General features: G+C 39.5%; 25 protein-coding genes. 5 read left to right on the top strand and 20 right to left on the bottom strand.

Going from position 1 to position 23,726, the window contains the following annotated elements:
• Positions 1-2: 2 nt before the first annotated feature.
• The 9 genes from gatD to leuS form a co-directional block, all read right to left on the bottom strand.
• Positions 3-785 carry a lipid II isoglutaminyl synthase subunit GatD gene (gene gatD / locus HT703_RS08785; RefSeq protein WP_000263200.1) on the bottom strand — a complete coding sequence of 261 codons (783 nt, stop codon included), beginning with the start codon at positions 783-785 and terminating at the stop codon, positions 3-5.
• A complete protein-coding gene (gene murT, locus HT703_RS08780) occupies positions 785-2,128 on the bottom strand; it encodes a lipid II isoglutaminyl synthase subunit MurT (RefSeq protein ID WP_054392602.1) in 1,344 nt (447 codons plus the stop codon). Before murT ends, gatD begins: the two co-directional genes overlap by 1 nt.
• 733 nt (positions 2,129-2,861) lie before the next feature.
• A complete protein-coding gene (locus HT703_RS08775; protein WP_054392774.1) occupies positions 2,862-3,278 on the bottom strand; it encodes a GNAT family N-acetyltransferase in 417 nt (138 codons plus the stop codon).
• A gap of 11 nt (positions 3,279-3,289) precedes the next feature.
• Positions 3,290-3,985 carry a GNAT family protein gene (locus tag HT703_RS08770; RefSeq protein ID WP_054392773.1) on the bottom strand — a complete coding sequence of 232 codons (696 nt, stop codon included), beginning with the start codon at positions 3,983-3,985 and terminating at the stop codon, positions 3,290-3,292.
• 94 nt (positions 3,986-4,079) lie between these two features.
• Positions 4,080-4,499 carry a DUF3021 domain-containing protein gene (locus HT703_RS08765; RefSeq protein WP_000825504.1) on the bottom strand — a complete coding sequence of 140 codons (420 nt, stop codon included), beginning with the start codon at positions 4,497-4,499 and terminating at the stop codon, positions 4,080-4,082.
• A 9-nt stretch (positions 4,500-4,508) separates the two neighbouring features.
• The gene (locus tag HT703_RS08760; protein WP_054392772.1) at positions 4,509-4,964 is read right to left on the bottom strand and encodes a LytTR family DNA-binding domain-containing protein; all 456 of its coding nucleotides are present in this window, start codon (positions 4,962-4,964) and stop codon (positions 4,509-4,511) included.
• Between the two features lie 18 nt (positions 4,965-4,982).
• The gene (locus HT703_RS08755) at positions 4,983-5,825 is read right to left on the bottom strand and encodes an ABC transporter permease (RefSeq protein ID WP_054392771.1); all 843 of its coding nucleotides are present in this window, start codon (positions 5,823-5,825) and stop codon (positions 4,983-4,985) included.
• Complete coding sequence (locus HT703_RS08750; RefSeq protein WP_054392770.1) at positions 5,825-6,691, bottom strand: ABC transporter ATP-binding protein; 867 nt, start codon at positions 6,689-6,691, stop codon at positions 5,825-5,827. Before HT703_RS08750 ends, HT703_RS08755 begins: the two co-directional genes overlap by 1 nt.
• Before the next feature lie 164 nt (positions 6,692-6,855).
• Complete coding sequence (gene leuS, locus HT703_RS08745; RefSeq protein WP_023932508.1) at positions 6,856-9,357, bottom strand: leucine--tRNA ligase; 2,502 nt, start codon at positions 9,355-9,357, stop codon at positions 6,856-6,858.
• A 147-nt stretch (positions 9,358-9,504) separates the two neighbouring features.
• On the opposite strand from leuS, the gene HT703_RS08740 reads away from it, so the two are divergent.
• The 5 genes from HT703_RS08740 (at position 9,505) to HT703_RS08720 (ending at position 15,830) form a co-directional block, all read left to right on the top strand.
• The gene (locus HT703_RS08740; RefSeq protein WP_172930036.1) at positions 9,505-11,154 is read left to right on the top strand and encodes a histidine kinase; all 1,650 of its coding nucleotides are present in this window, start codon (positions 9,505-9,507) and stop codon (positions 11,152-11,154) included.
• Positions 11,147-11,920, top strand: a complete 774-nt coding sequence (locus HT703_RS08735) for a response regulator (RefSeq protein ID WP_138707700.1) — start codon at positions 11,147-11,149, stop codon at positions 11,918-11,920. The genes HT703_RS08740 and HT703_RS08735 overlap by 8 nt, the downstream gene beginning before the upstream one ends.
• A 111-nt stretch (positions 11,921-12,031) precedes the next feature.
• Positions 12,032-13,078 (top strand): ABC transporter substrate-binding protein, encoded by a 1,047-nt coding sequence (locus HT703_RS08730; protein ID WP_023935593.1) that lies wholly within the window; start codon positions 12,032-12,034, stop codon positions 13,076-13,078.
• Between the two features lie 12 nt (positions 13,079-13,090).
• Entirely contained in the window at positions 13,091-14,182 is a 1,092-nt protein-coding gene (locus tag HT703_RS08725) for an ABC transporter ATP-binding protein (RefSeq protein ID WP_023935591.1), read from the top strand.
• Complete coding sequence (locus HT703_RS08720) at positions 14,172-15,830, top strand: iron ABC transporter permease (protein WP_172930035.1); 1,659 nt, start codon at positions 14,172-14,174, stop codon at positions 15,828-15,830. The genes HT703_RS08725 and HT703_RS08720 overlap by 11 nt, the downstream gene beginning before the upstream one ends.
• Before the next feature lie 183 nt (positions 15,831-16,013).
• On the opposite strand, the gene HT703_RS08715 is transcribed toward HT703_RS08720, so the two are convergent.
• From HT703_RS08715 to HT703_RS08665, 11 genes are all read right to left on the bottom strand, one after another.
• The gene (locus HT703_RS08715; RefSeq protein WP_000241534.1) at positions 16,014-16,706 is read right to left on the bottom strand and encodes a histidine phosphatase family protein; all 693 of its coding nucleotides are present in this window, start codon (positions 16,704-16,706) and stop codon (positions 16,014-16,016) included.
• Between the two features lie 232 nt (positions 16,707-16,938).
• Positions 16,939-18,402, bottom strand: coding sequence for an N-acetylmuramoyl-L-alanine amidase family protein (locus HT703_RS08710; RefSeq protein ID WP_054392576.1), 1,464 nt, complete (start codon positions 18,400-18,402; stop codon positions 16,939-16,941).
• Positions 18,403-18,419: 17 nt separating this feature from the next.
• Positions 18,420-19,757 carry a PFL family protein gene (locus tag HT703_RS08705; RefSeq protein WP_054392575.1) on the bottom strand — a complete coding sequence of 446 codons (1,338 nt, stop codon included), beginning with the start codon at positions 19,755-19,757 and terminating at the stop codon, positions 18,420-18,422.
• Positions 19,758-19,766: 9 nt separating this feature from the next.
• Positions 19,767-20,033, bottom strand: coding sequence for an ACT domain-containing protein (locus HT703_RS08700; protein ID WP_031233450.1), 267 nt, complete (start codon positions 20,031-20,033; stop codon positions 19,767-19,769).
• Positions 20,034-20,297: 264 nt separating this feature from the next.
• Positions 20,298-20,684 (bottom strand): 50S ribosomal protein L17, encoded by a 387-nt coding sequence (gene rplQ / locus HT703_RS08695; protein WP_000331493.1) that lies wholly within the window; start codon positions 20,682-20,684, stop codon positions 20,298-20,300.
• Positions 20,685-20,695: 11 nt separating this feature from the next.
• On the bottom strand, positions 20,696-21,631 hold the full coding sequence (locus HT703_RS08690) for a DNA-directed RNA polymerase subunit alpha (RefSeq protein ID WP_000568988.1): 936 nt from the start codon (positions 21,629-21,631) through the stop codon (positions 20,696-20,698).
• A gap of 42 nt (positions 21,632-21,673) precedes the next feature.
• Positions 21,674-22,057, bottom strand: coding sequence for a 30S ribosomal protein S11 (rpsK, locus tag HT703_RS08685; protein ID WP_001118385.1), 384 nt, complete (start codon positions 22,055-22,057; stop codon positions 21,674-21,676).
• 17 nt (positions 22,058-22,074) lie between these two features.
• Positions 22,075-22,440 carry a 30S ribosomal protein S13 gene (gene rpsM / locus HT703_RS08680; RefSeq protein WP_000090781.1) on the bottom strand — a complete coding sequence of 122 codons (366 nt, stop codon included), beginning with the start codon at positions 22,438-22,440 and terminating at the stop codon, positions 22,075-22,077.
• Between the two features lie 17 nt (positions 22,441-22,457).
• A complete protein-coding gene (gene rpmJ, locus HT703_RS08675; RefSeq protein WP_001808836.1) occupies positions 22,458-22,574 on the bottom strand; it encodes a 50S ribosomal protein L36 in 117 nt (38 codons plus the stop codon).
• A gap of 24 nt (positions 22,575-22,598) precedes the next feature.
• On the bottom strand, positions 22,599-22,817 hold the full coding sequence (infA, locus tag HT703_RS08670; RefSeq protein WP_001029883.1) for a translation initiation factor IF-1: 219 nt from the start codon (positions 22,815-22,817) through the stop codon (positions 22,599-22,601).
• Positions 22,818-22,933: 116 nt separating this feature from the next.
• Positions 22,934-23,572: an adenylate kinase gene (locus tag HT703_RS08665; RefSeq protein WP_054392574.1), complete on the bottom strand. Its 639-nt coding sequence runs from the start codon at positions 23,570-23,572 to the stop codon at positions 22,934-22,936.
• Positions 23,573-23,726 lie beyond the last annotated feature (154 nt).

Genomic DNA, 23,726 nt, shown 5'->3' with positions numbered 1-23,726 from the left:
GTTTAAGAAAAGTCAGCCTTGCTTTTGACATCACTGTATTCTTCAGCGATTTCTTGGCTGAGAATATCTTCATAGGCAGGGAGTTGGATGTCCTGACCATATTTCTTCTTGAGGGCTGTAGTGACTAGGCGATAAGCCAGATTGGCATTACGAGAGAGGATAGGCCCGTGGAAGTAGGAACCAAAGACATTCTTATAATGAACCCCTTCGCCGACCTTTTCTTCGTTGTTTCCATTTCCATAGACAACCTGTCCCAGTGGTTTTTGGTCATCAGAGAGGAAGGTACGTCCCTGGTGATTTTCAAATCCATAGTAGGTTTCATTGAAATCTTCATTGTGAATCTTGATGTCCCCGATAAAACGGTTATTGGTCTGGTTGAGAGTGTAGTGGCCCATGACCCCTAGTCCTTCGATGCGTTTGCCTGAAGCTTCAACATAATATTGACCCAATAGTTGAAAACCACCGCAGATAGCGAGAACCACACCGTCGTTTTTGATGTAGTTGTCAATGCTCTCTTTTTTAGCAGGTAGGTCGTCTGCAATGATACTTTGTTCAAAGTCTTGACCGCCTCCGAAAAAGGCGATGTTGTAGTGATTTTCATCAAAATCATCATGGAGAGAAACGATGTCAACGGTCACATGGGCTCCCAGTTTTTCAGCAACATACTTGAGCATGAGGATGTTTCCATTGTCCCCGTAGGTATTCATGAGATTTCCGTAGAGGTGGGCAATGTTGAGCTGATAGGGGTAATTGCCATCTTTTGAGGAAAGTGAAGTATAAACCATTAGTTCATCTCCTTTCTAACAATCTGACGACTAGCCAGCAGTTCACGAAATTCCAGCATAGCAGTATAAGTAGCCAGGATATAGGCATGCTTGCAGTCTTGGTTCTCAATTGTCTTAAGAACTTGTTCCAGACTACTTGTTTCAGTGATTTTATCAGCTGGATAGCCTGTCACTCGGAGACGACGAGCAATTTCAGAATGGCGAACACCGCCAGCGTTGATTTCAGGAATGTCCATGTCAGTGATTTGCTCAAAGTCTGCATCCCAGATCCAGCTAGTGTCAATTCCATCTGCATAGTTGGCATTGAGGAGGACAGATAGGCTAAATGGATAAGGTGCTAGTTTAATCATCTCGATAGCTTGAGTTGCACCGACTGGATTTTTAATCAAGACAAGGGTACATTCCTTGTCACCGATATGGAAGGTTTCTTGGCGTCCAAAGACAGCACGGCTCTTATCAAATCCTTGCTTGATTAGTTGGGAATCTGCACCAAGGAAACGGGCGATGGCAACCGCAGCTAGGGCGTTGTAGATATTGTAGAGACCACCGATTTGGATACCATATTCTTGTCCGTCAATGACAAAGCGAGAGCGATTGTTGGTCAACTCAACCAATTCTGTCAAGCGATAGTCTAAATCAGGACGTTTACATCCACAACCTTCACAGATATAGGCACCTAAGTTTGCATAAGTATTGTGCTCATATTTGAGGATGCCTTGGCAGTCAGGGCAGAGGATTCCTTCGGTATTATAGTGAGCCAGCTGGGCTGGGCCTTTCTCCAAGTCAAAACCAAAATACTGTACAGGATTTGGAATAGCTGGCTTGTAGAAAAGTGGACTGTCTCCATTAAGGAGAACAGTGGCAGTAGGCACTTTACGAATGGCATCCAAAATCATCTTATAAGTCGTGTAAATCTCGCCATAGCGGTCCATCTGGTCACGGAAGATATTCGTGATAACAAAAAGGCTTGGCTGGATGTAGTCACAGATACGAGATAGACTGGCCTCGTCGATTTCTAGGACGGCAATATTTTTCCCAGTTTTTGAAGATTTGGCTGTTAGGAAGGTTGTTGCAATTCCTGTAATCATGTTGGCACCGCTTGGGTTGGTTAGAACTTGACCATAAACCTCTTTTAAAATGCCGACAGTGAGGGCAGTTGTCAGGGTTTTTCCATTTGTTCCAGTGACCACGACAATCTCGTAGTTCTTAGCTAGGTTTTGTAAAATATCTTTATCAAATTGAAGGGCGACTTTCCCTGGGAGCGTACTTCCACGTCCAAGACGGCTTAAAACGAAGTGGGAAGAACACCCAGCAAGAAGGCCCAAAGTAGTTTTTAAGTTCATGTTTCTATTATATCACAAAAGAGGGAAAAGACAGATTTGATACTCAATGAAAATCAAAGAGCAAACTAGGAAGCTAGCCGCAGGCTGTACTTGAGTACGGCAAGGTGAAGCTGACGTGGTTTGAATTTGATTTTCGAAGAGTATTAGTCGATAAATGGCTAAACAAGGACAAATAGTGTCAAAAAAGACCCCAAGCTTAATGTGGAAGTTAGCTTGGGGTCTTTTCTAGTCCATGATATAGAACTAATCCTTAATTCCTCTCCATTATCCCACAGTTCACAAAATTTGTCAAAACTTTACTCTTTAACCGCTGTACGACAAGACGTTCAAGATTAAGCGAAAGTTATCGGAAAATGATGTTTAGAAAACTCCCGAAAAGCCTGAAATAGAGCCAAAAAACTCCACCTGATTGGGTGGAGTTAAGGGAGATTATTATGAAAAAGAAAAGTTTAGGATTTTATTAAATAAAGTTAGGAGGTCTTTATTTAATAACTATATGATACAAGACAAAGCTTAAAACTAGCTTAACTTTTCTCAAATTCTAGCATTTTTTAAAAATTTCTATCAGCATCACCTCACCCCACAAAAAAGTCACCTGATTAGGTGACTTCATTAGGAGATTATGATGAAAAAAAGTTTTAGGATTTCATTAAATAAAGTTAGGAGGTCTTTATTTAATGACTATATGATACTAGACCATCCTTAAACTTTGCTTAAGAAAAAACAAGTTTTGTTATTTTTCTCGATTCGCCCAAGTCATTCCTATACAATCATAGGTGGATAAGACTTCAAAACCCATAGAACGATAAAATTTTACGTTTTTTTCTATCTCTTCTGTCACCAGCTGGACTTGATAGGCATCTTTGTAATCCTCTAAAGCCTTTTTCATCAAGACACTACCAATCCCTTGACGCTGATAGATTGGTAAAATGATTAAATCCTGAACCAATACTGATGAGAATCCATCTCCAACCAAACGAATCAAGCCCACCACAGCATCGCCATCAAGTGCCACATAAATCGCTAATGAATGAGATAAGGCCTGCTCCAGCATCTGAGGTTGATGGGTATAATTTGTCCAACCGACAGCCTGATAGAGATGCAAAACATCCTCTAGCTTGACAATTTCTTGCTTTTTAATAGTAATCATCTCAACACCTCTTAGAGTTCTCTCAAGCTCTTGTATTGCCGTCCATTTTTATCAAAATTTTCAGGAGCCAACCATATTTCTAAACGAGCTTTGGCTTGAGGCCAGTCCTTATCAATCATGGACAACCAATCCGTATCCCTCGTACGCCCCTTATAAACCACTGCCTGACGGAAGGTTCCTTCATAAATAAAGCCCAAACGCTCCGCTGCTCGTCTTGATGGCAGGTTAAGAGCATCGCATTTCCACTCATAGCGACGATAGTTAAGCTCCTCAAAGACATAGCAAGCCAAGAGATACTGGGCTTCTGTCCCTATCCGTGTCCCCCTGAGCTCTGGAGAAAAAGTGACAGCTCCCACTTCTATTACTCGGTTATTCTGGTCAATGCGCATGAGAGAAAAAGTTCCCAAAGTCTTACCAGTTGCCTTGTCTATGATTGCATAGTAAAAACGGTCCTTACGAGCCAACATCTGATTTAAGAGGGTAACCAGTTCCTCTCTGTCTGTCACTGGTTCCTGAAAGAGGTATGTCCACATCTCCCGAGGCGTATCAGGGCCATAAACAGCTAATAAATCCTCCGCATGCTTTTCTACCGAGAGAGCCTCTATTCGAGCATAACGCCCTTCTAAAAAATCAATAGAAGGCAGTGCACCGGGTGTATAACCTTCCATTGACTCACCAATCATCTGACCATATTCGTTTACTGGCATTTTTCTTCTCCTTGTTTTACGCTGAAAATACTATATCACAAATTGTTCTCTTTGGAAACTGGCACTGTCTTCAAGCTTCATCCTCAACACTATATTAGTGACCCGTTTTCTGTCTTTTATCCTCTAAGGCTTGATTAATTCGTTGGGTGAGTTTGTGAGTTTGCCAGATTTGATACAACCATATCAATCCATAAATTAACAAGAAAAAGAACCAAAGCAAGGGACTCCACAAGGCTGAACCCCAACCAAAAAATAGAGAGGTCAATACTAAAATAGTAGCTGTCACTAATAAATGAACTCCTACACGTATACTAAAAGCAAGAAACTCTAGCTTTTCAAGTATTAAAGTCAATACCCCCATAATTCCACCCATTAAAAACAGAGCTAGAATATTTTTTATCATTGGTTCAGGATAGGTAATACCTGGATAAAACTGAGTCAACACCATCATACTCAAATAAAAGAAGGAAGCCGTACGCATTCCCGATACAAAATAATCAATTAATCGTTTCATGATTTCCTCCTATAAACCTAGATAATTCATTAAGGACTTGACGTATTTCCTACTCACACTAGACTTGATACCCCGAGTCATTTTAGCCATCATGTTCCCTGAAAAACTATCTGATAACGATTCTAAGTGGTCAATGTTTATAATTGAATGGCGTGATATCTGTATAAAGTTACGCCGATTAATCCGATTCTGAAAGTTTATCAATGTTTCCTTAGTTTTATAAATCCCATCTACCGTATAAATGGTTAATAAATTCTTGTCAATATCAGCTAGAATAAGATCCTCAATCTTCACCATGACCAGATAATCATCTGTTCGAATAGGAATGACCACCTGATTGGTTTTTGAAAATTGTTCTAAATACTCCATGACTTCTCTTGCTTGGTCAGTTAATTGAGCTGCCTGAATTACAATATGTGGGTCCTTTTCTGAAAACTCTGCCTTCATTTCAAAACGAATCTTCATTTTCTCTCCAATATACTTTTATTTTCTCCTGCTAAACACTTTAACAAATAAAAGCCAAATAAGAATAGCGACGAGACTGATAATAACCACTATAAAGTATGTCTCTTCCTTTGTCAATAGTTCTTGCCAGTTGATTTGGATTCCCATTTTTTCTTGAAATTCCTTTAACAATCTGCTATTTCCTGTAAATGCGGTCTCTAATGGTTCTTTCATTAAAATTTGTCGATAAAGAGAAGCAATATAAGTTGTAGGGGTACACTTCATGATAATCTGTGCAAAATCAGGTAAAACTCCAATGGGGACATAAGTTCCTACTAAAAATCCAGAAGCAGTTCCCACTATAGTTGCCAGTTTGCCAAGACTATCTACAGATTGAAAACGATAAATCAAGAGAATATTTATCAAACTTGAAAGCAGACTACTTAACAACATAATCAAAGCAATTTCCGGTAAATGACTGATAACTGGACTTTCTTTAAAATAAAGCCCCATAACAGCAAACATAAACACCTGCATGAGAAAAGAGATCGCAATACTACTGATTAGATAGGACACCTGTAAACCCCAGCTACCTAAATCTGTCAAGAAAAGATCTTGATCCACTTGATTTTCACGATCCTGCACCATTTGTGTAAGAGCCGTAAAACTGGTTGTAATCCCAGTCACAGCTAAGGTCCCACCCATCAGCCAGTTATTTAAAAGATTCGTATTATCAGGGAGTTGAGACCAAGCATCCGTCAAGTTCTTCTGCAAAAAAATGATATAAAGGAGGAAGGAAATCAATGCCCCCAATAATGAGAAAAATACTCCTGAACGATTACGAAAATATAAGATAAAATTCCGTTTCAATAAAGCTAACATTAGCGAACCTCTCTTCCTGTAAGTGCAATAAAGGCATCATCCATGGTACCTGGACGAAACTCAAAAGAATCAATTTCTTCTCGAACTTTTGCCAAATATTCAATAGCTTCCTGTGACGTCCTTGGATAAAAAATATATTCCAACTCATTTTCTCTCTTTACTGTCATTCCAGTCTGTAGCAACTTTTCTAAATCCTTCATTTCCTTAAAACGAATTTTTAGGATATTAGATGCATACTGACTTTTGATAGCAGTCGCAGAACCTTGCGCAATCACTTCCCCATGATCAACGATATAGATCTGATCCGCTTCATCCGCTTCATCCAGATAATGAGTCGTTAAAATAATAGTCATCCCTTCATCCTTTTGTAGTCGAGACAGTAAATCCCAAATGGCTTTGCGAGTCTGAATATCTAGACCTGTCGTTGGTTCATCTAAGAAAAGAATATCTGGCTGTGAAAGAAGAGCACGCGCTATATCAACCCTACGTTTTTGCCCACCTGACAAAGTCCCATATAGTTGCTTCTGGAAAGCAGTCAAACCCAGTTGATGGATCAAATCATCCACACGACTTGCTACAATCTCCTTATACTGTTGAGCACGAATCGTAAGATTTTCCCTAACCGTCAACATCTCATCCAGTACACTAGATTGAAAAACAACTCCGATTTTCGTATTTGGTGCATATCGAATCTGACCTTGTGTCGGCTTTTTCAAACCGATTAACATGGAAATAGTGGTTGATTTCCCTGCACCATTGGGACCCAAAATAGCATTAAAACTCCCTTTTTCAAACTCTAACTGAATATCGTCAACAGCCATATAATCGCCGTACCATTTGGTCAAATGTTTAGCTTGTAAAATCATATTTCTTCCCTCCTTTTATCTCACTAGTTTAACAAAAAGTATGAAAGAAAAATCGACTTTTGAGATAAGTGGTTGAAATGAGAGGTTAAGTGGTGAGATGGTGGAAACAGAATTATATTTTCATTCAAAAAATCCTCCAGATTCTACTCTGAAGGATTCCTATCTTATTTCACAACAATGTTAACCAATTTATTCGGTACACTAATCACTTTCACGATGTCCTTACCGTCAATTTCTGCTTTGACTTTTTCATCCGCTAGAGCAATTTCTTGCAATTCTTCGCGTGATAGGTCTTTAGCAACCATGACTTTAGCACGGACTTTTCCTTTGATTTGGATAACAATTTCGACTTCGTCTTCAACTAGTTTGCTTTCGTCCCATGTTGGCCAAGCTACGTAAGAGATTGACTCACCTGTTGCTGCAACTGTTTGCCAAAGTTCTTCTGCCAAGTGAGGTGCAAATGGGGCAATCAATTGGATAAATCCTTTGGCATAGTCAACATAGAGCTTGTCTTCCTTGTTAGCCGCATTGACAAAGACCATAAGTTGGGCAATAGCTGTGTTGAACTTCATAGACTCGATTTGCTCAGTAACAGATTTGACTGTTTCATTGTAGACCTTATCAAGAGCGCCATTGTTTTCCGCAAGGATTTCCTTGCTTGTAATCAAACGGTAAACACGGTCAAGGAACTTACGGCCTCCTTCCAGACCTTCTTCTGACCAAGCAATCGAAGCATCAAGTGGTCCCATGAACATTTCATAGACACGAAGGGTATCGGCACCGTATTGTTCCACCACATCGTCTGGGTTAACAACGTTCTTGAGGGATTTAGACATCTTGGCTGGTGCTTGCTCCAACTCTTCTCCTGTTTCCACATGGAAGAAAGAACCGTCACGTTTTTCAACCTTATCGGTTGCCACAAGAGCCCCACGGTGGTCACGGTAGCTTGTTCCCAAAATCATCCCTTGGTTAAAGAGTTTTTGGAATGGCTCTTTTGTTGGAACAACACCAAGGTCATAGAGGAATTTGTGCCAGAAACGAGCGTAAAGCAAATGAAGAACGGCATGCTCTGCACCACCCACGTAGATATCTACTGGCAACCATTGTTTGAGAAGATCCTCATCGGCCAATTTCTCAGTATTGTGTGGGTCAATATAGCGGAGGTAGTACCAGCTTGAACCTGCCCACTGTGGCATAGTATTGGTTTCACGACGACCTTTGACGCCATCCTCACGAGTCACTTCAAGCCAATCTGTCAAGTTAGCTAGTGGACTTTCACCAGTACCTGAAGGACGGATGTCCTTGGTTACAGGCAAGACAAGTGGCAATTCACTTTCAGGGACAGCTGTTGAAGTTCCATCTTCCCAATGAATGATTGGAATTGGCTCACCCCAGTAACGTTGACGGCTAAAGAGCCAGTCGCGGAGACGGTAGGTAACCTTCTCTTGTCCACAGTCTTTTTCTTCCAACCAAGCCACAATCTTGGCAATAGCGTCTTCTTTGTTGAGTCCATCTAGGAAGTCTGAATTGACATGAAGACCATCCTCTGTGTAGGCAGCTTCTTTAACGTTTCCACCTTCAAGTACTTCGACGATTGGAAGGTCAAATTGTTTGGCAAATTCCCAGTCACGTTGGTCGTGGGCAGGAACAGCCATAACGGCACCTGTTCCGTAACTAGCAAGAACGTAATCCGCAATCCAGATTGGAATTTCCTTACCATTGACAGGGTTGATGGCATAAGCACCAGTCCAAACACCAGTTTTTTCTTTGGCAAGGTCTGTACGAGCCAAGTCAGACTTGAGGCTAGCTTGGTGTTTATAGTCTGCTACTGCTTCTGCTTGCTCTGTACTTGTGATAGCATCTACTAATTCATGCTCAGGAGCCAAAACAGTGAAAGTCGCACCGAAAAGGGTATCAGGACGAGTGGTAAAGACAGTAAATTCCTTATCAGTTCCCCTAACCTTGAAGGTTACATTGGCACCAGTTGATTTACCGATCCAGTTGCGTTGCATGTCCTTGATAGACTCTGGCCAATCAAGTTCATCCAAGTCATTAAGCAAACGTTCTGCATAGGCAGTGATTTTAAGCATCCATTGACGCATCGGCTTACGGACAACTGGATAGCCTCCACGCTCAGAAGTTCCATCAGGAAGGACTTCTTCGTTGGCAATGGCTGTTCCTAGTTCCTCAACCCAGTTTACAGGCACTTCCGCTTCATAGGCCAAGCCTTTTTCGTAAAGCTTGGTGAAAATCCATTGAGTCCACTTGTAGTAGTTTGGATCGGTTGTACTGACTTCACGATCCCAGTCATAAGAAAATCCAAGCGCATTGATTTGGCGTTTGAAATTAGCAATGTTCTCAGCTGTAAATTCTGCTGGGTCATTACCAGTATCCATAGCATATTGCTCTGCAGGCAAACCAAAAGCATCCCAACCCATTGGGTGAAGGACATTGTAGCCTTGCGCACGTTTGTAGCGGCTGAGAATATCGGTTGCAGTATAACCTTCTGGGTGTCCTACGTGCAGACCCGCTCCAGATGGATAAGGGAACATATCAAGAGCATAAAACTTAGGTTTTGATGCATCTGTTCCAGTCTTAAATGTATGATGTTCTGCCCAGTAGCCCTGCCACTTAGGCTCAATTTCTTTATGATTGTAAAAACTCATGGTCTCTCTCCAATTTTGTGATGTTACTATTATACCATTTTTGAGAGAATTTGGTCTCGTTCTATTCTATACTTTTCTATTTTACCTTGCTCTAAAATTTTTAAACTGCTATACTTATAACAGAAAACCCTTCCAAGGAGGTAGCAGATGTCTCATTCCTTTAAAAAATCTCTCCAAAAAGAAATTCTCCATAGAAGCTCTATCGCAGCCTTTATGACCTCCCTTTTACTGCTCATTTTACTTTTTGGTTTTTCCTATTTTTTACAAAAGCAGCAACTCTCCAAAGATACAAGACAGATTGTAAAACAGGTTCAAGAAATGAAAGAAGCAAATAATGAGCTCCTGACTACTATGAACCATAAAATGATTCCTGAATTTTTGGACGGCAAACACACAGAGCGAGAAGTCTTTAGCTTATTTTACGAGACAAAAGCTAGATTGAAGCTTAGTTCTGACCTCATTATCCTAAGTGATACAGGTGAATTACTATTTAGTACCAATCGAAATCATCAAGAAAGTATTTTATCTCCCTACTATCTAAAATTGCTCATTCAAAATCCTTCTCAAGATAAAGTGACAGAAAAAATTGCACTCTCTTCAGATAAGCAACATTACACACTCTTTATAAAGCCACTACTTCAAAACCAACGAGTTAAGGCCTATACTATTGCTTTCGTAAATGAGAATGATTTCATTTCAAGTTTCCCAATGATCAATTCCAAATACATCATTACCGATAGCTTTGGAAATATGTTTTCCAACAATACAAATCAGTTTACTCGTTCCACTCTTGAAAAATTGGATGAAAAACTCCTACACTCTCGCACCCACTGGTATGCGAATGAACCGCTTATTGTTCAAAAAGAAAAAGTTGGTGCTATTTTTTCAATCTATACTTTTCAATCCTTTTTTCCTATTCCTAGCTTACTCGGCCTAGCCTCCATTCTCACCTTATGTATATTCTTCCTCTACTTCTGGCAAGCAAGACGAATTGCTCATAAGATTGCTACACACAATGCTGTTCCTATTGAAAGTTTGGTTTACCAACTTCAAGAAATTCCTAAACAAGCAGAAAAAAGGCTTTCTCTACAAACAGGTGATGAGTTTGAGTTTATGGCAGAAAAAATCAACAATATGTTGTATGAATTAGATCAACTTCATCAAAAAATGCTAACTATAGAAAAAGAAAAGTGGATTTTTGAAAGAAAAATGCTGGAAGCTCAGTTCAATCCTCATTTTCTCTACAATACACTTGAGACAATTAAAATTACTTCTTTAATGGATGCCGCCCTCACACAAGACCTGATTCAAAATCTCACGCGCATTCTTCGCTACAGTATCACCGATTTAGAAAAAGAAACAACCATTTGTCAGGATTTAAAGATTATAGAGGATTACCTGATGATTCATAAGATTCGTTTTGAGCACTTTTCTTATGATATTGTCTGCCCAGAAACTGTTGATAATCAACCTATTCCTAAACTTTTCTTGCTTCCTCTAGTAGAAAATGCTATAAAATATGGGATGCAATACCGTATTGATCTTCATATTGATATCCAAATTACCTTGGAAGCAGATTCTCTGACTTTTTTAGTCAAGGATAATGCTGGAGGACTCACCAAACAAGAGCGACTCGCTATTTTAGACTCTTTAGAAAGCCCTCATACCCAGCATGGCATCGTGAACAGCTACAAACGATTGAGCAATTTCTTTTCTGATGTCCAGCTAGATCTAGGAGTCAATCGCCAAGGAGAAACTTGGGTCAAATTTATAACGAAAGGACTAACTCATGTTTAAGCTCATTATCGTAGAAGACGAACACCTCATCCGAAAATGGCTAGAGATTGCCGTAGACTACTCTGCCCTAGGTATCCAAGTCGTAGGAACTGCCAGTCACGGTCAAGAGGGAATGAGACTCATCCAAGAAAAAGAACCTCATATTGTCTTAACAGACATCACAATGCCAATTATGGATGCTTTTATGATGTTCGAAGCCACTCGTACCCTTCCCTATGAAAAAGTTATCTTATCAGGTTATAACGATTTTCAAAATGCCAAAAAAGCCATGCAATATGGAGCAGTTGATTTCTTATCCAAGCCAATTGATACCAAGGAATTGACAGAATGTCTTCAAAACATTGTTTTGCGATTACAAGGTAACACCTATCAAGAAACTCCTTTTTTAGAAGAATATCAAACTTTACTCACCTCTATCCAACAGGTTGATACACAAAACCAAATCATTCAACAAATTATTTCCTTTGTCCACAAGCATTATGCAGAGCATTTTACGATTGCGACTATTGCTGAAGCTTTAAACTATAGCGAAAGCTACCTATATAAAGTGATCAAAGAAAACTTCCCCATGACGCTAAATGAATATATCTTACAATATCGCCTGAAACAAGCTATAGATAAGATGGCTGAATCTCCCAACTCCCCTCTAAGCGACATCTCTGATCAAGTTGGATTTTCAGACTATAAATATTTTGCCAAAGTATTTAAAAAGTATCTCCATATTTCCCCAAAGGAATTGAAATCACTCGGAAGAATAGTAAAATAAGCTATTCTTCTTTTTGTAGAGAATTTTACTCTAATAGAATAGAATTGTCGGTTTTAAAAACGCTTACACTGTTTTAAAATAAACTTAAATAACACAACGGAGGTATCCATCATGAAAAAGAAATGGATGTATTATGCTGCTTGCGGACTAGCTCTTTTTGGTCTTACTGCTTGTTCTTCTAATGAATCTGCCGATGGCGGTTCATCTGATAAAGGAGACGGCGGTTCGCTAGTCGTTTATTCACCAAACTCAGAGGGCTTAATTGGAGCAACTATTCCTGCCTTTGAAGAAAAATATGGTATCAAAGTAGAACTGATTCAAGCTGGTACTGGAGAACTTTTCAAAAAACTAGAGTCAGAAAAAGAAGCTCCTGTAGCTGATGTCATCTTTGGTGGTTCTTATACACAATATGCTACCCACGGAGAACTCTTTGAAAACTATACTTCAAAAGAAAATGATAATGTTATCAAAGAATATCAAAACACAACTGGTTACTCTACTCCTTATACACTAGATGGTAGTGTTTTAATCGTCAATCCTGATTTAACGAAAGGCATGAACATCGAAGGATATAGCGACCTTCTCAAACCTGAACTAAAAGGAAAAATCGCAACTGCTGACCCAGCAAACTCTTCTAGCGCCTTTGCTCAATTAACAAATATGCTACAAGCTCAAGGTGGTTACAAAGATGATAAGGCTTGGTCTTATGTAAAAGATCTCTTCACACTTATTGATGGTAAAATCGGTTCAAGTTCATCTGGTGTCTATAAAGCAGTCGCTGATGGAGAAATGGCTGTTGGTCTCTCTTATGAAGATCCAGCTGTTAAACTCTTAAATGACGGAGCTAACATCAAAGTTGTCTATCCAAAAGAAGGAACAGTCTTCCTACCTGCTAGTGCTGCTATCGTTAAAAAAGCTAAGAACATGGAAAATGCCAAGAAATTTATCGATTTCATCATCTCTCAAGAAGTACAAGATACACTTGGTACAACCACTACTAACCGTCCTGTTCGTAAAAATGCTAAAACAAGTGAAAATATGAAACCAATTGACAAAATCAAAACACTCACTGAAGATTATGATTATGTCATCAAGAATAAATCAGATATTGTTAAGAAATACAACGAAGTCTTTACAGATATCCAATCTAAACAGTAAAAGAGGTTCACTATGAGTGAGATCAAAATTATTAACGCCAAAAAAATCTACCACAATGTCCCTGTTATTGAGAATTTGAACATTACAATTCCAAAAGGAAGTCTCTTTACCCTTCTTGGGCCTTCAGGGTGTGGGAAAACGACCCTTCTTCGTATGATTGCAGGTTTCAACAGTATCGAAGGTGGAGAATTTTACTTCGATGATACAAAAATCAATAATATGGAACCCAGCAAACGCAATATTGGCATGGTTTTTCAAAACTACGCTATTTTCCCACATTTGACTGTCCGAGATAATGTCGCTTTTGGTCTCAAGCAAAAGAAGGTTCCAAAAGAAGAATTGATCCAACAGACCAACAAGTATCTTGAACTCATGCAAATTGCTCAATATGCGGATCGGAAGCCCGATAAACTCAGTGGTGGACAACAACAACGTGTCGCCTTGGCACGTGCCTTAGCGGTTAATCCAAGTGTTCTCCTCATGGACGAGCCACTTAGTAACCTAGATGCCAAACTTCGCTTGGATATGCGTCAAGCCATTCGAGAAATCCAACACGAAGTAGGAATTACAACCGTTTATGTAACCCACGACCAAGAAGAAGCGATGGCTATTTCAGATCAAATTGCTGTTATGAAAGATGGGGTGATTCAACAAATCGGCCGACCAAAAGAACTCTATCATAAACCAGCTAATGAGTTTGTAGCAACCTTTATCGGACGCACAAATATCATCCCTGCCACTCTTGAAAAACGGAGCGACGGTGCTTATATCGTCTTTTCAGATGGCTATGCTCTTCGAATGCCAGCTCTTGATCAGGCTGAGGAGCAAGCCATTCATGTAAGTATTCGTCCTGAAGAGTTTATCAAAGATGAATCTGGAGATATTGAAGGAACTATTAGCGATAGCGTCTATCTTGGACTGAATACTGAATACTTCATCGAGACAGGCTTTGCCTCAAAAATTCAAGTTAGCGAAGAATCAACTTTTGAAGAAGATCTACAAAAAGGCGATCGTATTCGTCTACGAATCAATACTCAAAAATTAAACGTCTTTTCTGCAGATGGTTCGCAAAACCTGATAAAAGGAGTCAACCATGGAACGTAAAAAACTAAATATTTGGACAGCCTCCTCTTTCTTCATCTTTCTTACCTATCTTGTCTTTCTCGTTTATCCTATCGTTACCGTGCTCAAGCAAGCACTTATACATGAAGGACAATTTTCACTAGCTAATTTTGTCACTTTCTTTAGCAAAGCCTACTACTCTGAGACACTCGTCAACAGTTTCAAGGTTTCTATTACCGCTACTGTCACTTCCTTAGTCGTAGGAACCTTATTAGCTTATCTCTTTTCCATGTATGATTTCAAGGGAAAGAAATTTCTACAAATATTGATTATCATTGCTTCTATGTCAGCTCCGTTCGTGGGAGCCTACTCCTGGATTCTCTTGCTGGGACGAAATGGGGTCATCACTAAATTCCTGACAAATGCCCTTCATCTTCCAGCTATTGATATTTATGGATTCAAAGGAATTGTACTTGTCTTTACACTGCAACTATTCCCACTGGTATTTCTATACGTTGCTGGGACAATGAAAAGTATTGACAATTCTCTACTTGAAGCTGCTGAAAGCATGGGGTCTTTCGGATTTAAGCGTATCGTAACGGTTGTTTTACCTCTCCTAGTTCCAACCTTACTAGCTGCTGCCCTGCTTGTATTTATGAGAGCATTCTCAGACTTTGGAACGCCTATGTTAATTGGTGAAGGATATCGAACTTTCCCTGTCCTGATTTATACACAATTTATTAGCGAGGTTGGAGGAAATTCTGCTTTTGCATCTGCTCTAGCAATTATGGCGATTATCATTGCCTTGACAATTTTCCTTATCCAAAAACACATTGCAAACCGCTACAGTTTCAGCATGAATTCGCTCCATCCAATTGAGCCTAAAAAAACTACAAAAGGAAAAATGGCTGCCATTTATACAACAGTCTACGGAATTATCTTTATCTCTGTTTTACCTCAAATCTACTTGATTTATACCTCTTTCCTAAAAACATCAGGTATGGTATTTGTTAAAGGCTATTCTCTAAACAGTTACAAGGTGGCTTTCAATCGTATGGGCTCTGCTATTTTCAATACCATTCGTATCCCTTTGATTGCCTTAGTTCTAGTTGTCCTATTCGCAACATTTATCTCCTACCTAGCCGTTAGAAAACGGAATTTGTTTACAAACTTAATTGACAGCCTCAGTATGGTCCCTTATATTGTACCAGGAACCGTTCTAGGGATTGCCTTCATTTCTTCCTTCAATACTGGCCTATTTGGAAGTGGATTTCTTATGATTACAGGGACAGCTTTCATCTTGATTATGTCCCTATCTGTCAGAAGATTGCCTTATACTATTCGCTCATCTGTTGCTAGCTTGCAACAAATAGCACCAAGTATTGAAGAAGCCGCTGAAAGTTTAGGAAGTAGCCGTCTCAATACCTTTGCCAAGATTACAACTCCAATGATGCTATCTGGTATTATTTCTGGAACCATCCTATCTTGGGTCACAATGATTTCAGAACTCTCTACTTCTATCCTCCTCTACAATGTCAAAACAAGAACAATGACTGTAGCCATTTATACAGAGGTTCTCAGAGGGAATTACGGCGTAGCCGCAGCCTTGTCAACTATCCTGACTGTTCTAACAGTAGCTTCCTTGCTCTTGTTTATGAAAATCTCTAAAAGCAATAGCATTACACTTTAGTTTTCCCCATCAAAAACAGCCGAAAGGATTACCCTTGGCTGTTTTTTCTTATCTTGATATTCCTATCAAATCCCTAGCTCATGGCAAGCAAGTCTAGACTGATTATACTCAATGAAAATNNGTCAGTAACCATATCTACGACAAGACTACGTTGACGCGGTTTGAAGAGATTTTCGAAGAGTATTAAATAGAGGTCGCTTCCATCTTCTCCCATCCTAGCTCTCGGTAACTACAGTCACCAACAACCTCTACGCTAAACTGGCCGTTCTCATATTCAAGGATCGTCACGCTACCATTATCGAGGCCATGCGGATGCATACCATTGATCAGATAAACAATGGTTCCAATGGTCATTCCATGGCTGACGACAAGGGCGTTGCCCCCGCCTTGTTCTTCCATTTCTTTGGCAATCGCTTCAAAACCTTCCTTGATTCGACCACTGAGTTTTTCCCATCCTTCAGCCCAACCAGCTGTATCAACCTCTACCAAGCCCTCAGCCAGTTCCGCATAAGATAATTGGTGAACGTGGTCCACATTAAAGATACGAGGAATAATGCCCATGAAAAGATCGCCATCGTAGGCTCCATCAAAGCTACCAAAACACCATTCTCTGATACGCTTGTCCATGCGATAAGGGATTTTCCCTTGCAGTCCAAGCTCCTCAAGTATAATTCCCATAGTCTGAATGGTGCGACCAGAATCACTGGAATAAGCGCGCTCAAACTGTAGACCAGATTCTCGCAAACCGATTCCTAATTCTTGAATTCCTAGCTCACCTTCAGCTGTTAAGGGAGTATCACTCCAACCTTGCGCGCGACCAATCGTGTTAAACATGGTCTTGCCATGACGTACCAAATACAATCGTACTTTTACCATTTTCCGTCCTCCGTTTGCTTCTATTATATCATGGATGATAAAACAAAAGCCACCCAGACAGGTGACTTTTGCAGGAGATTATTATGAAAAAGTTTAGGAGTTCTATTAAATAAAGATATTAGATGAAAATCAAATTCAAACTAAATCAGTATTATCTGTTTCAAATAATATTAGGAGGTCTTTATTTAATGATTATAGTATACACAGCTAACCTTAAATAGAGCTTAAAAAATTATACCCATTCACCTTTTTCATTTACTTTATAGCCGTTAATGGTCATATTTTTTGCCAATTTCCCATCAGCTAACAAGTAATACCACTTATCTCCGTCTTTAATCCATTGATTACGAGCGTACTTACCATCTTGGTTCAGATAATACCAACTATCATACTGAGAATCAAATACCCACTCACTCTTAGCCATGTAACCGCCACGTTTTAGGTAGTATTCTCCCTGCCAAGCTTTCTCCACATAACTACCAGTTGAATCTACATAAAACCAGCTCTTATAGTCTTCATCATAAATCCATTCACTTGCAGCCATTGAAGCATCTGATTTTAGATAATAACGGCCTACCCAACGGTTTCTTACAAGATTGCCAGAAAGGTCATTATAGTACCATTTGCCAGACTCTTTAAACCACTTACTTGCTTGATGATTTTTCTTAGTCTCTCCATTAGAGGTAATAATAGCTTGAGATGAAGTTCCATTAGAAACTGCTTGAATAGCCTCTTCTTTTGTCACCTTAGGCTTAGCTTTTCCTTGGTAAACATCTTCGATACGCTTAGTAAAGACAGATAACTCTTCAGGGGATAGCATGTTATCAAAATCAGTTCCATTATCAGGAATATAACCATAAGAGTGGTTCCCAATTTTTGCTAGTCCCTCTTCTAATATGTCCTCAACATTATTCAATAAAGCGATCTTCTCAGATTTAGAAAGAGAATCATCACTACTAATCGCTGTTTTCTCCATAAAAGCAACCGCTTTAATTTCTTTGATATATCTCTCTGTCGGAAGTGATATATAGATATGAAACTCATCTGATACAATCGGAATAAGACTCTTTAAATATTCATTTACACTTCTCTTATCATAATAATCATCAGATTCAAAGTTTTTAAATTCACTTGTAGACTCAAGGTTTTTCAACACATTTGATTTTTCTTTAGCCGCATAATCTTGATTGTTATTTATTTTTGGAATCAGATTTTCCTTTTTCTTTAATATTACTAGATTTAAAGCTTCTGTTTTTATTCTATAACTAGAATCAAAATTTCTGTTAATACGGTAACTCATAGAATTATACAATCTATTTAAAGCACCTTGGAAATCCTTTGAAGTCTCTAATGCTTCTTTCTCCACTCTTTCTATCTCTTCTAAAAAAGATTGGTGTTCTTTATTAAATCTTTCTATAGCATTATTCTTAATTGTTTTTATATCATCCTGAGAAAAAGAAAGGATACTCCTGTCTACTTGATCCGCTTCATTTGATAATTTTTCTTTATTCTTACTTAAAAATTCTTTATAAGATTTCTTAATTTTTTCTACTTCATTTTTAAAAAGTTCTAAAGTTACCTGTGTTATAGTTTCATGGCTTTCTTCCTGCGCAAAAACTACTTGACTGGTAAAACTTGGGACTAGTAATGTCGACAGTCCTAAAGCTACTAAAGCACGTTTCATTTCTTTTTTCATCCATTTCTCCTATTTTCTTAATTTTTAAAACTATGAATTGGTGCCGGGATTTGTCCACCACGAGAGATGAAATCAACAGACGAAGCTCCATTTACCTTCATAACAGGTGCAGTTCCTAATAGGCCACCAAACTCAATCATATCGCCTTCTTTTCCTTTGGGAATGATACGAACAGCTGTTGTTTTCATGTTAATGACACCAATTGCAGCTTCATCTGCAATCATAGCCGCAATGGTTTCAGCAGGTGTATCCTCCGGAATGGCAATCATATCCAAACCAACGGAACAGATAGCCGTCATAGCTTCTAGTTTTTCCAGATTAAGAGAGCCATTTTGCACTGCAGCAATCATTCCTTCATCCTCTGAAACAGGGATAAAGGCACCAGACAAACCACCGACTTGGTTGCAGGCCATCACTCCGCCCTTCTTAACTTGGTCATTCAAAAGAGCCAAGGCAGCCGTTGTTCCATGCGTACCAACTGTTTCTAGCCCCATTTCCTCAAGGACACGTGCTACAGAATCTCCAACCGCAGGAGTTGGCGCCAAACTCAAGTCCACAATACCAAATTCCACACCCAGTCTCTCACTGGCCATTTGGCCAACCAATTGACCGATACGAGTGATTTTAAAGGCAGTTTTCTTAACTGTTTCGGCTACTACATCAAAGCTCTGTCCACGAACTTTTTCCAAGGCACGTTTCACCACACCAGGACCGGAAACTCCAACATTGATGATAACATCTGCTTCCCCAACACCATGGAAGGCACCCGCCATAAATGGATTGTCCTCAACCGCATTAGCAAATACAACCAGCTTAGCTACCCCCATATCTGAAAGATTTGCCGTTTCCTTGATAACTCGTCCCATATCTGCGACAGCCGTCATATTGATACCAGACTTGGTTGAGCCGATATTGACTGACGAGCAGACCTTGTCCGTTTCAGCCAAAGCACGAGGAATAGAATTGATGAGAATCTCATCTCCCTTTTGATAACCTTTTTGTACCAAGGCAGAGAAACCACCAATAAAATCCACACCGATTTCTTTCGCAGCCTTATCAAGCGCTTTTGCCAAAACTACATAGTCTGCGGCATCTGTCGCTGCCCCAATCAGAGAAATGGGAGTCACCGATACACGCTTATTAACGATAGGAATTCCCAACTCAGCTGCAATTTCATCCCCCACAGCCACTAAATTAGCCGCCTTGGTCGTAATCTTTTGATAAATTTTCTCCGCAGCACGATTGATATCTGGATCGATACAGTCCAAAAGGGAAATCCCCATGGTAATGGTTCTGATATCGAAGTTCTGCTCCTCAATCATGGCGATGGTTTCAGTAACTTGTCTAATATCCATGTGCACCTCCTAGATATTATACATAGCTTCGAAAATCGCTGCACTCTGAATATTGATTTTCACATTCAAAGTTTGCCCAAAAGCTTCAAATTCATTACGAAGATAGGTAAAATCTTGCTTTTCATCGCTAGAGACGACAGCCATCATCGTAAAATATTCATCCAAAACAGTTTGAGAAATATCGTCTATGTTCAAACCCAATTCTGCAATTTTACTAGAAACACCTGCAACAATTCCAGATTTATCTTTACCAACAACAGTTATAATCGCTTTCATAAGCAAACTCCAATTCTTCTTTTAATAGGAAACCTGAACATTAAACAGGATTCTTTTCAATTAGTATAGCATAATTCTAACGAAAATACTCAAAAACGCCTGCTTACGAAGTTGTTCTTAAGAAAAAAACAATTTCGTAAACAAGCGTCTACTATCCCAACTTATGATGAGTGTTCCCGCTAGGACCGAAATCCTAGCGGTAGACCAGAGCTAGACTAAGAGCACAAGACTCCATCATCATAACACTCAACAAAATTGATGATTTTATACTAATTCGATGATCGCCATTGGTGCTGCATCACCACGACGTGGTTCAGTTTTAAGGATACGAGTGTATCCACCGTTACGTTCAGCATAACGAGGTGCGATTTCTGAGAACAATTTTTGAAGTGCTGTAGTAGAAGTGTACTTGTCAGTTGCTTCATCATAGTTTTCAGATGCGATTTCATTACGTACGAAAGCAGCTGCTTGACGACGTGCATGCAAATCACCACGTTTACCTAGAGTAATCATTTTTTCAACAGTTTTACGGATTTCTTTAGCACGAGCTTCAGTTGTCACGATTGATTCGTTGATCAAAAGGTCAGTTGTCAAATCGCGAAGCATTGCTTTACGTTGTGAGCTAGTGCGTCCTAGTTTACGGTAAGCCATGTATTCCTCCTTTATTTATCTTTTAATCCAAGACCCAAATCAATGAGTTTGAGTTTCACTTCTTCCAAACTCTTGCGTCCAAGATTTCGTACTTTCATCATCTCTGCTTCAGATTTTTCTGTCAAATCATGCACAGTATTGATACCGGCACGTTTCAAACAGTTGTATGAACGCACAGACAAGTCCAGTTCCTCAATCGTACGATCCAAAATACGGTCGTCAGATTCAGTATCAGCTTCTTTCATCACTTCAGTTGACTTAGCAATCTCAGTAAGATTTGTAAACAAATCAAGATGTTCTGTCAAAATACGTGCTGAAAGCCCTAAAGCATCTTCTGGAATAATTGTTCCATTTGTCAAGATTTCAAGGGTTAGTTTGTCAAATCCATCATTGCTACCTACACGAGCAGGTTCCACTTGATAGTTGACTTTTGTAACTGGTGTATAAATAGAATCTACAGCAAGTGTTCCAACTGGTGCATTATCTTTTTTATTTTCATCAGCAGGTACATATCCACGACCACTGTTAACAGTCATAGTCGCTTTTAGGGAAGAACCTTCACCGATTGTAAAGAGATAATGATCTGGATTTACAATTTCAATATCGCTATCTGTCAAAATGTCACCAGCTGTTACTTCAGCAGGACCTTCAACATCTAGTTCGATGATTTTTTCGTCTTCAACGTACGATTTCACTGCAATTCCTTTAATGTTCAGAATGATTTGCATCACGTCTTCACGAACACCTGGAACTGTGTCAAACTCATGTAACACACCATCAATATTGATAGATGTCACAGCTGCTCCTGGTAGAGAAGCTAGAAGTACACGACGAAGAGAGTTACCAAGAGTTGTACCGTAGCCACGTTCAAGTGGTTCGATTACAAACTTGCCATAATCTTTATTTTCATCAATTTTTGTTATATTTGGTTTTTCAAACTCGATCATTTAGTTACTCCCTCTTAAACGAAAAGCAGTGTAATGCGATGATTATACACGGCGACGTTTTGGAGGACGAGCACCATTGTGTGGCACTGGAGTCACATCACGAATTGCTGTTACTTCAAGACCAGCGGCAGCAAGCGCACGAATAGCTGACTCACGACCAGAACCTGGACCTTTTACAGTAACTTCAACTGATTTAAGACCGTGTTCTTGTGCAGATTTAGCAGCAGCTTCAGAAGCCATTTGAGCAGCGAATGGTGTAGATTTACGAGAACCTTTGAAACCAAGAGCACCAGCTGATGACCAAGCAATTGCATTACCATGCACATCAGTAATCATAACAATAGTGTTATTAAATGTAGCGTGAATATGAGCAATACCAGATTCGATATTCTTTTTCACACGACGTTTACGTGTTGGTTTAGCCAAGACTTTTACCTCCTATATTATTTTTTCTTACCAGCAATCGCAACAGCTTTACCTTTACGAGTGCGAGCGTTGTTTTTAGTGTTTTGTCCACGGACAGGAAGTCCACGACGGTGACGGATACCACGGTATGAACCGATTTCCATCAAACGTTTGATGTTCAAGTTTACTTCACGACGAAGGTCACCTTCAACTTTGATTGCATCCACTTCACGACGGATAGCATCTTCTTGATCTGATGTAAGATCACGTACACGAACATCTTCTGAGATTCCAGCAGCAGCCAAAATTTTCTTAGATGTTGCAAGTCCGATACCATAAACATAAGTCAATGAGATTACTACACGTTTGTCATTTGGAATGTCAACTCCAGCAATACGAGCCATGTTTTCTCCTTTCTATCTTATCCTTGACGTTGTTTGTGTTTTGGATTTGCTGGGCAAATTACCATAACACGACCATTACGACGAATAACTTTACAGTATTCGCAAATTGGTTTGACCGATGGTCTTACTTTCATTTCTTATCCCTCCAAGTTTTTCGATTATTTAAAGCGGTAAGTGATACGTCCACGTGTCAAGTCATATGGACTCATTTCGACAGTAACACGATCTCCCGCTAAAATACGAATATAGTTTTTACGAATTTTACCAGAAACTGTTGCTAAAATCTGATGTCCATTTTCAAGTTCAACCGTAAACATTGCATTCGGCATTGTATCAACTACTTTGCCTTCAACTTCAATCACATCGTCTTTTGCCACGCAAAAGCACCTCCATAAATTTCGATTCGATGCCTCTAGACACAGAGACAACAATTATAAGCCAGACTATCTCAGTATAACATTTGTAGCGGATTTTTGCAAGTGTGAAAAGCGCTTTATTTCAAATTTGTCAATACTTTTTCGATATCTGAGAAGACATCATTGATATCTTGATTACCTTCGATGTCATGAACCAAACCTTTGGCACGATAGTGAGCAATGATTGGTTCCCCTTGAGCAATATTCACATCCAAACGACGTTTGACTGTCTCAGGCTTATCATCTTCACGTTGGTAGTAATCTTCTTCTTTATAGTCAGCTGGTGGGTTAAAGACCTTGTGGAAAGTTTCTCCAGTTACGCGGTGGATGATACGGCCACTCAAACGTTCCAAGAGGCTATCTGGATTTACTTCAATGTTGATGACACCTTCTAGTTCAATGCCAAGTTCAGCCAATGTTTTGTCCAAGGCATGAGCTTGTTCGATTGTACGTGGGTAACCATCCAACAAGAATCCTGTTTCTTTAATATCATCTTGTGAAAGACGTTCTTTTACGATCCCATTTGTAACTTCATCAGGAACCAATTCACCCTTGTCAATGTATGACTTAGCAAGAACACCCATTTCAGTTTGATTTGCTATTGCAGCGCGGAACATATCACCTGTTGAGATATGTGCAACATGGAATTGTTCTACGATTTTTGCTGCTTGAGTTCCCTTACCTGCACCAGGTAAGCCCATAATCAAAAGATTCATGATCTGATCTCCTTATTTTATTTTTAAATAGAAGCAAAAAGTCTTTTCACCCCTATTTAAAAACAAAATAGAAGAGGGGAGACCAAACTCTCACTAATGTTAGAGTTAAACCTCCACTCCCTCAGCATTTACTGCTTCATACTCAATGAAAATC

It is taken from the genome of Streptococcus sp. 3874 (genome assembly GCF_013276425.1).
GTDB classification, from domain to species: Bacteria; Bacillota; Bacilli; order Lactobacillales; family Streptococcaceae; genus Streptococcus; species Streptococcus pseudopneumoniae.
The sequence above is the reverse complement of the archived record's forward strand: the minus strand, read 5'-3'. Positions and strand labels throughout refer to the sequence as shown.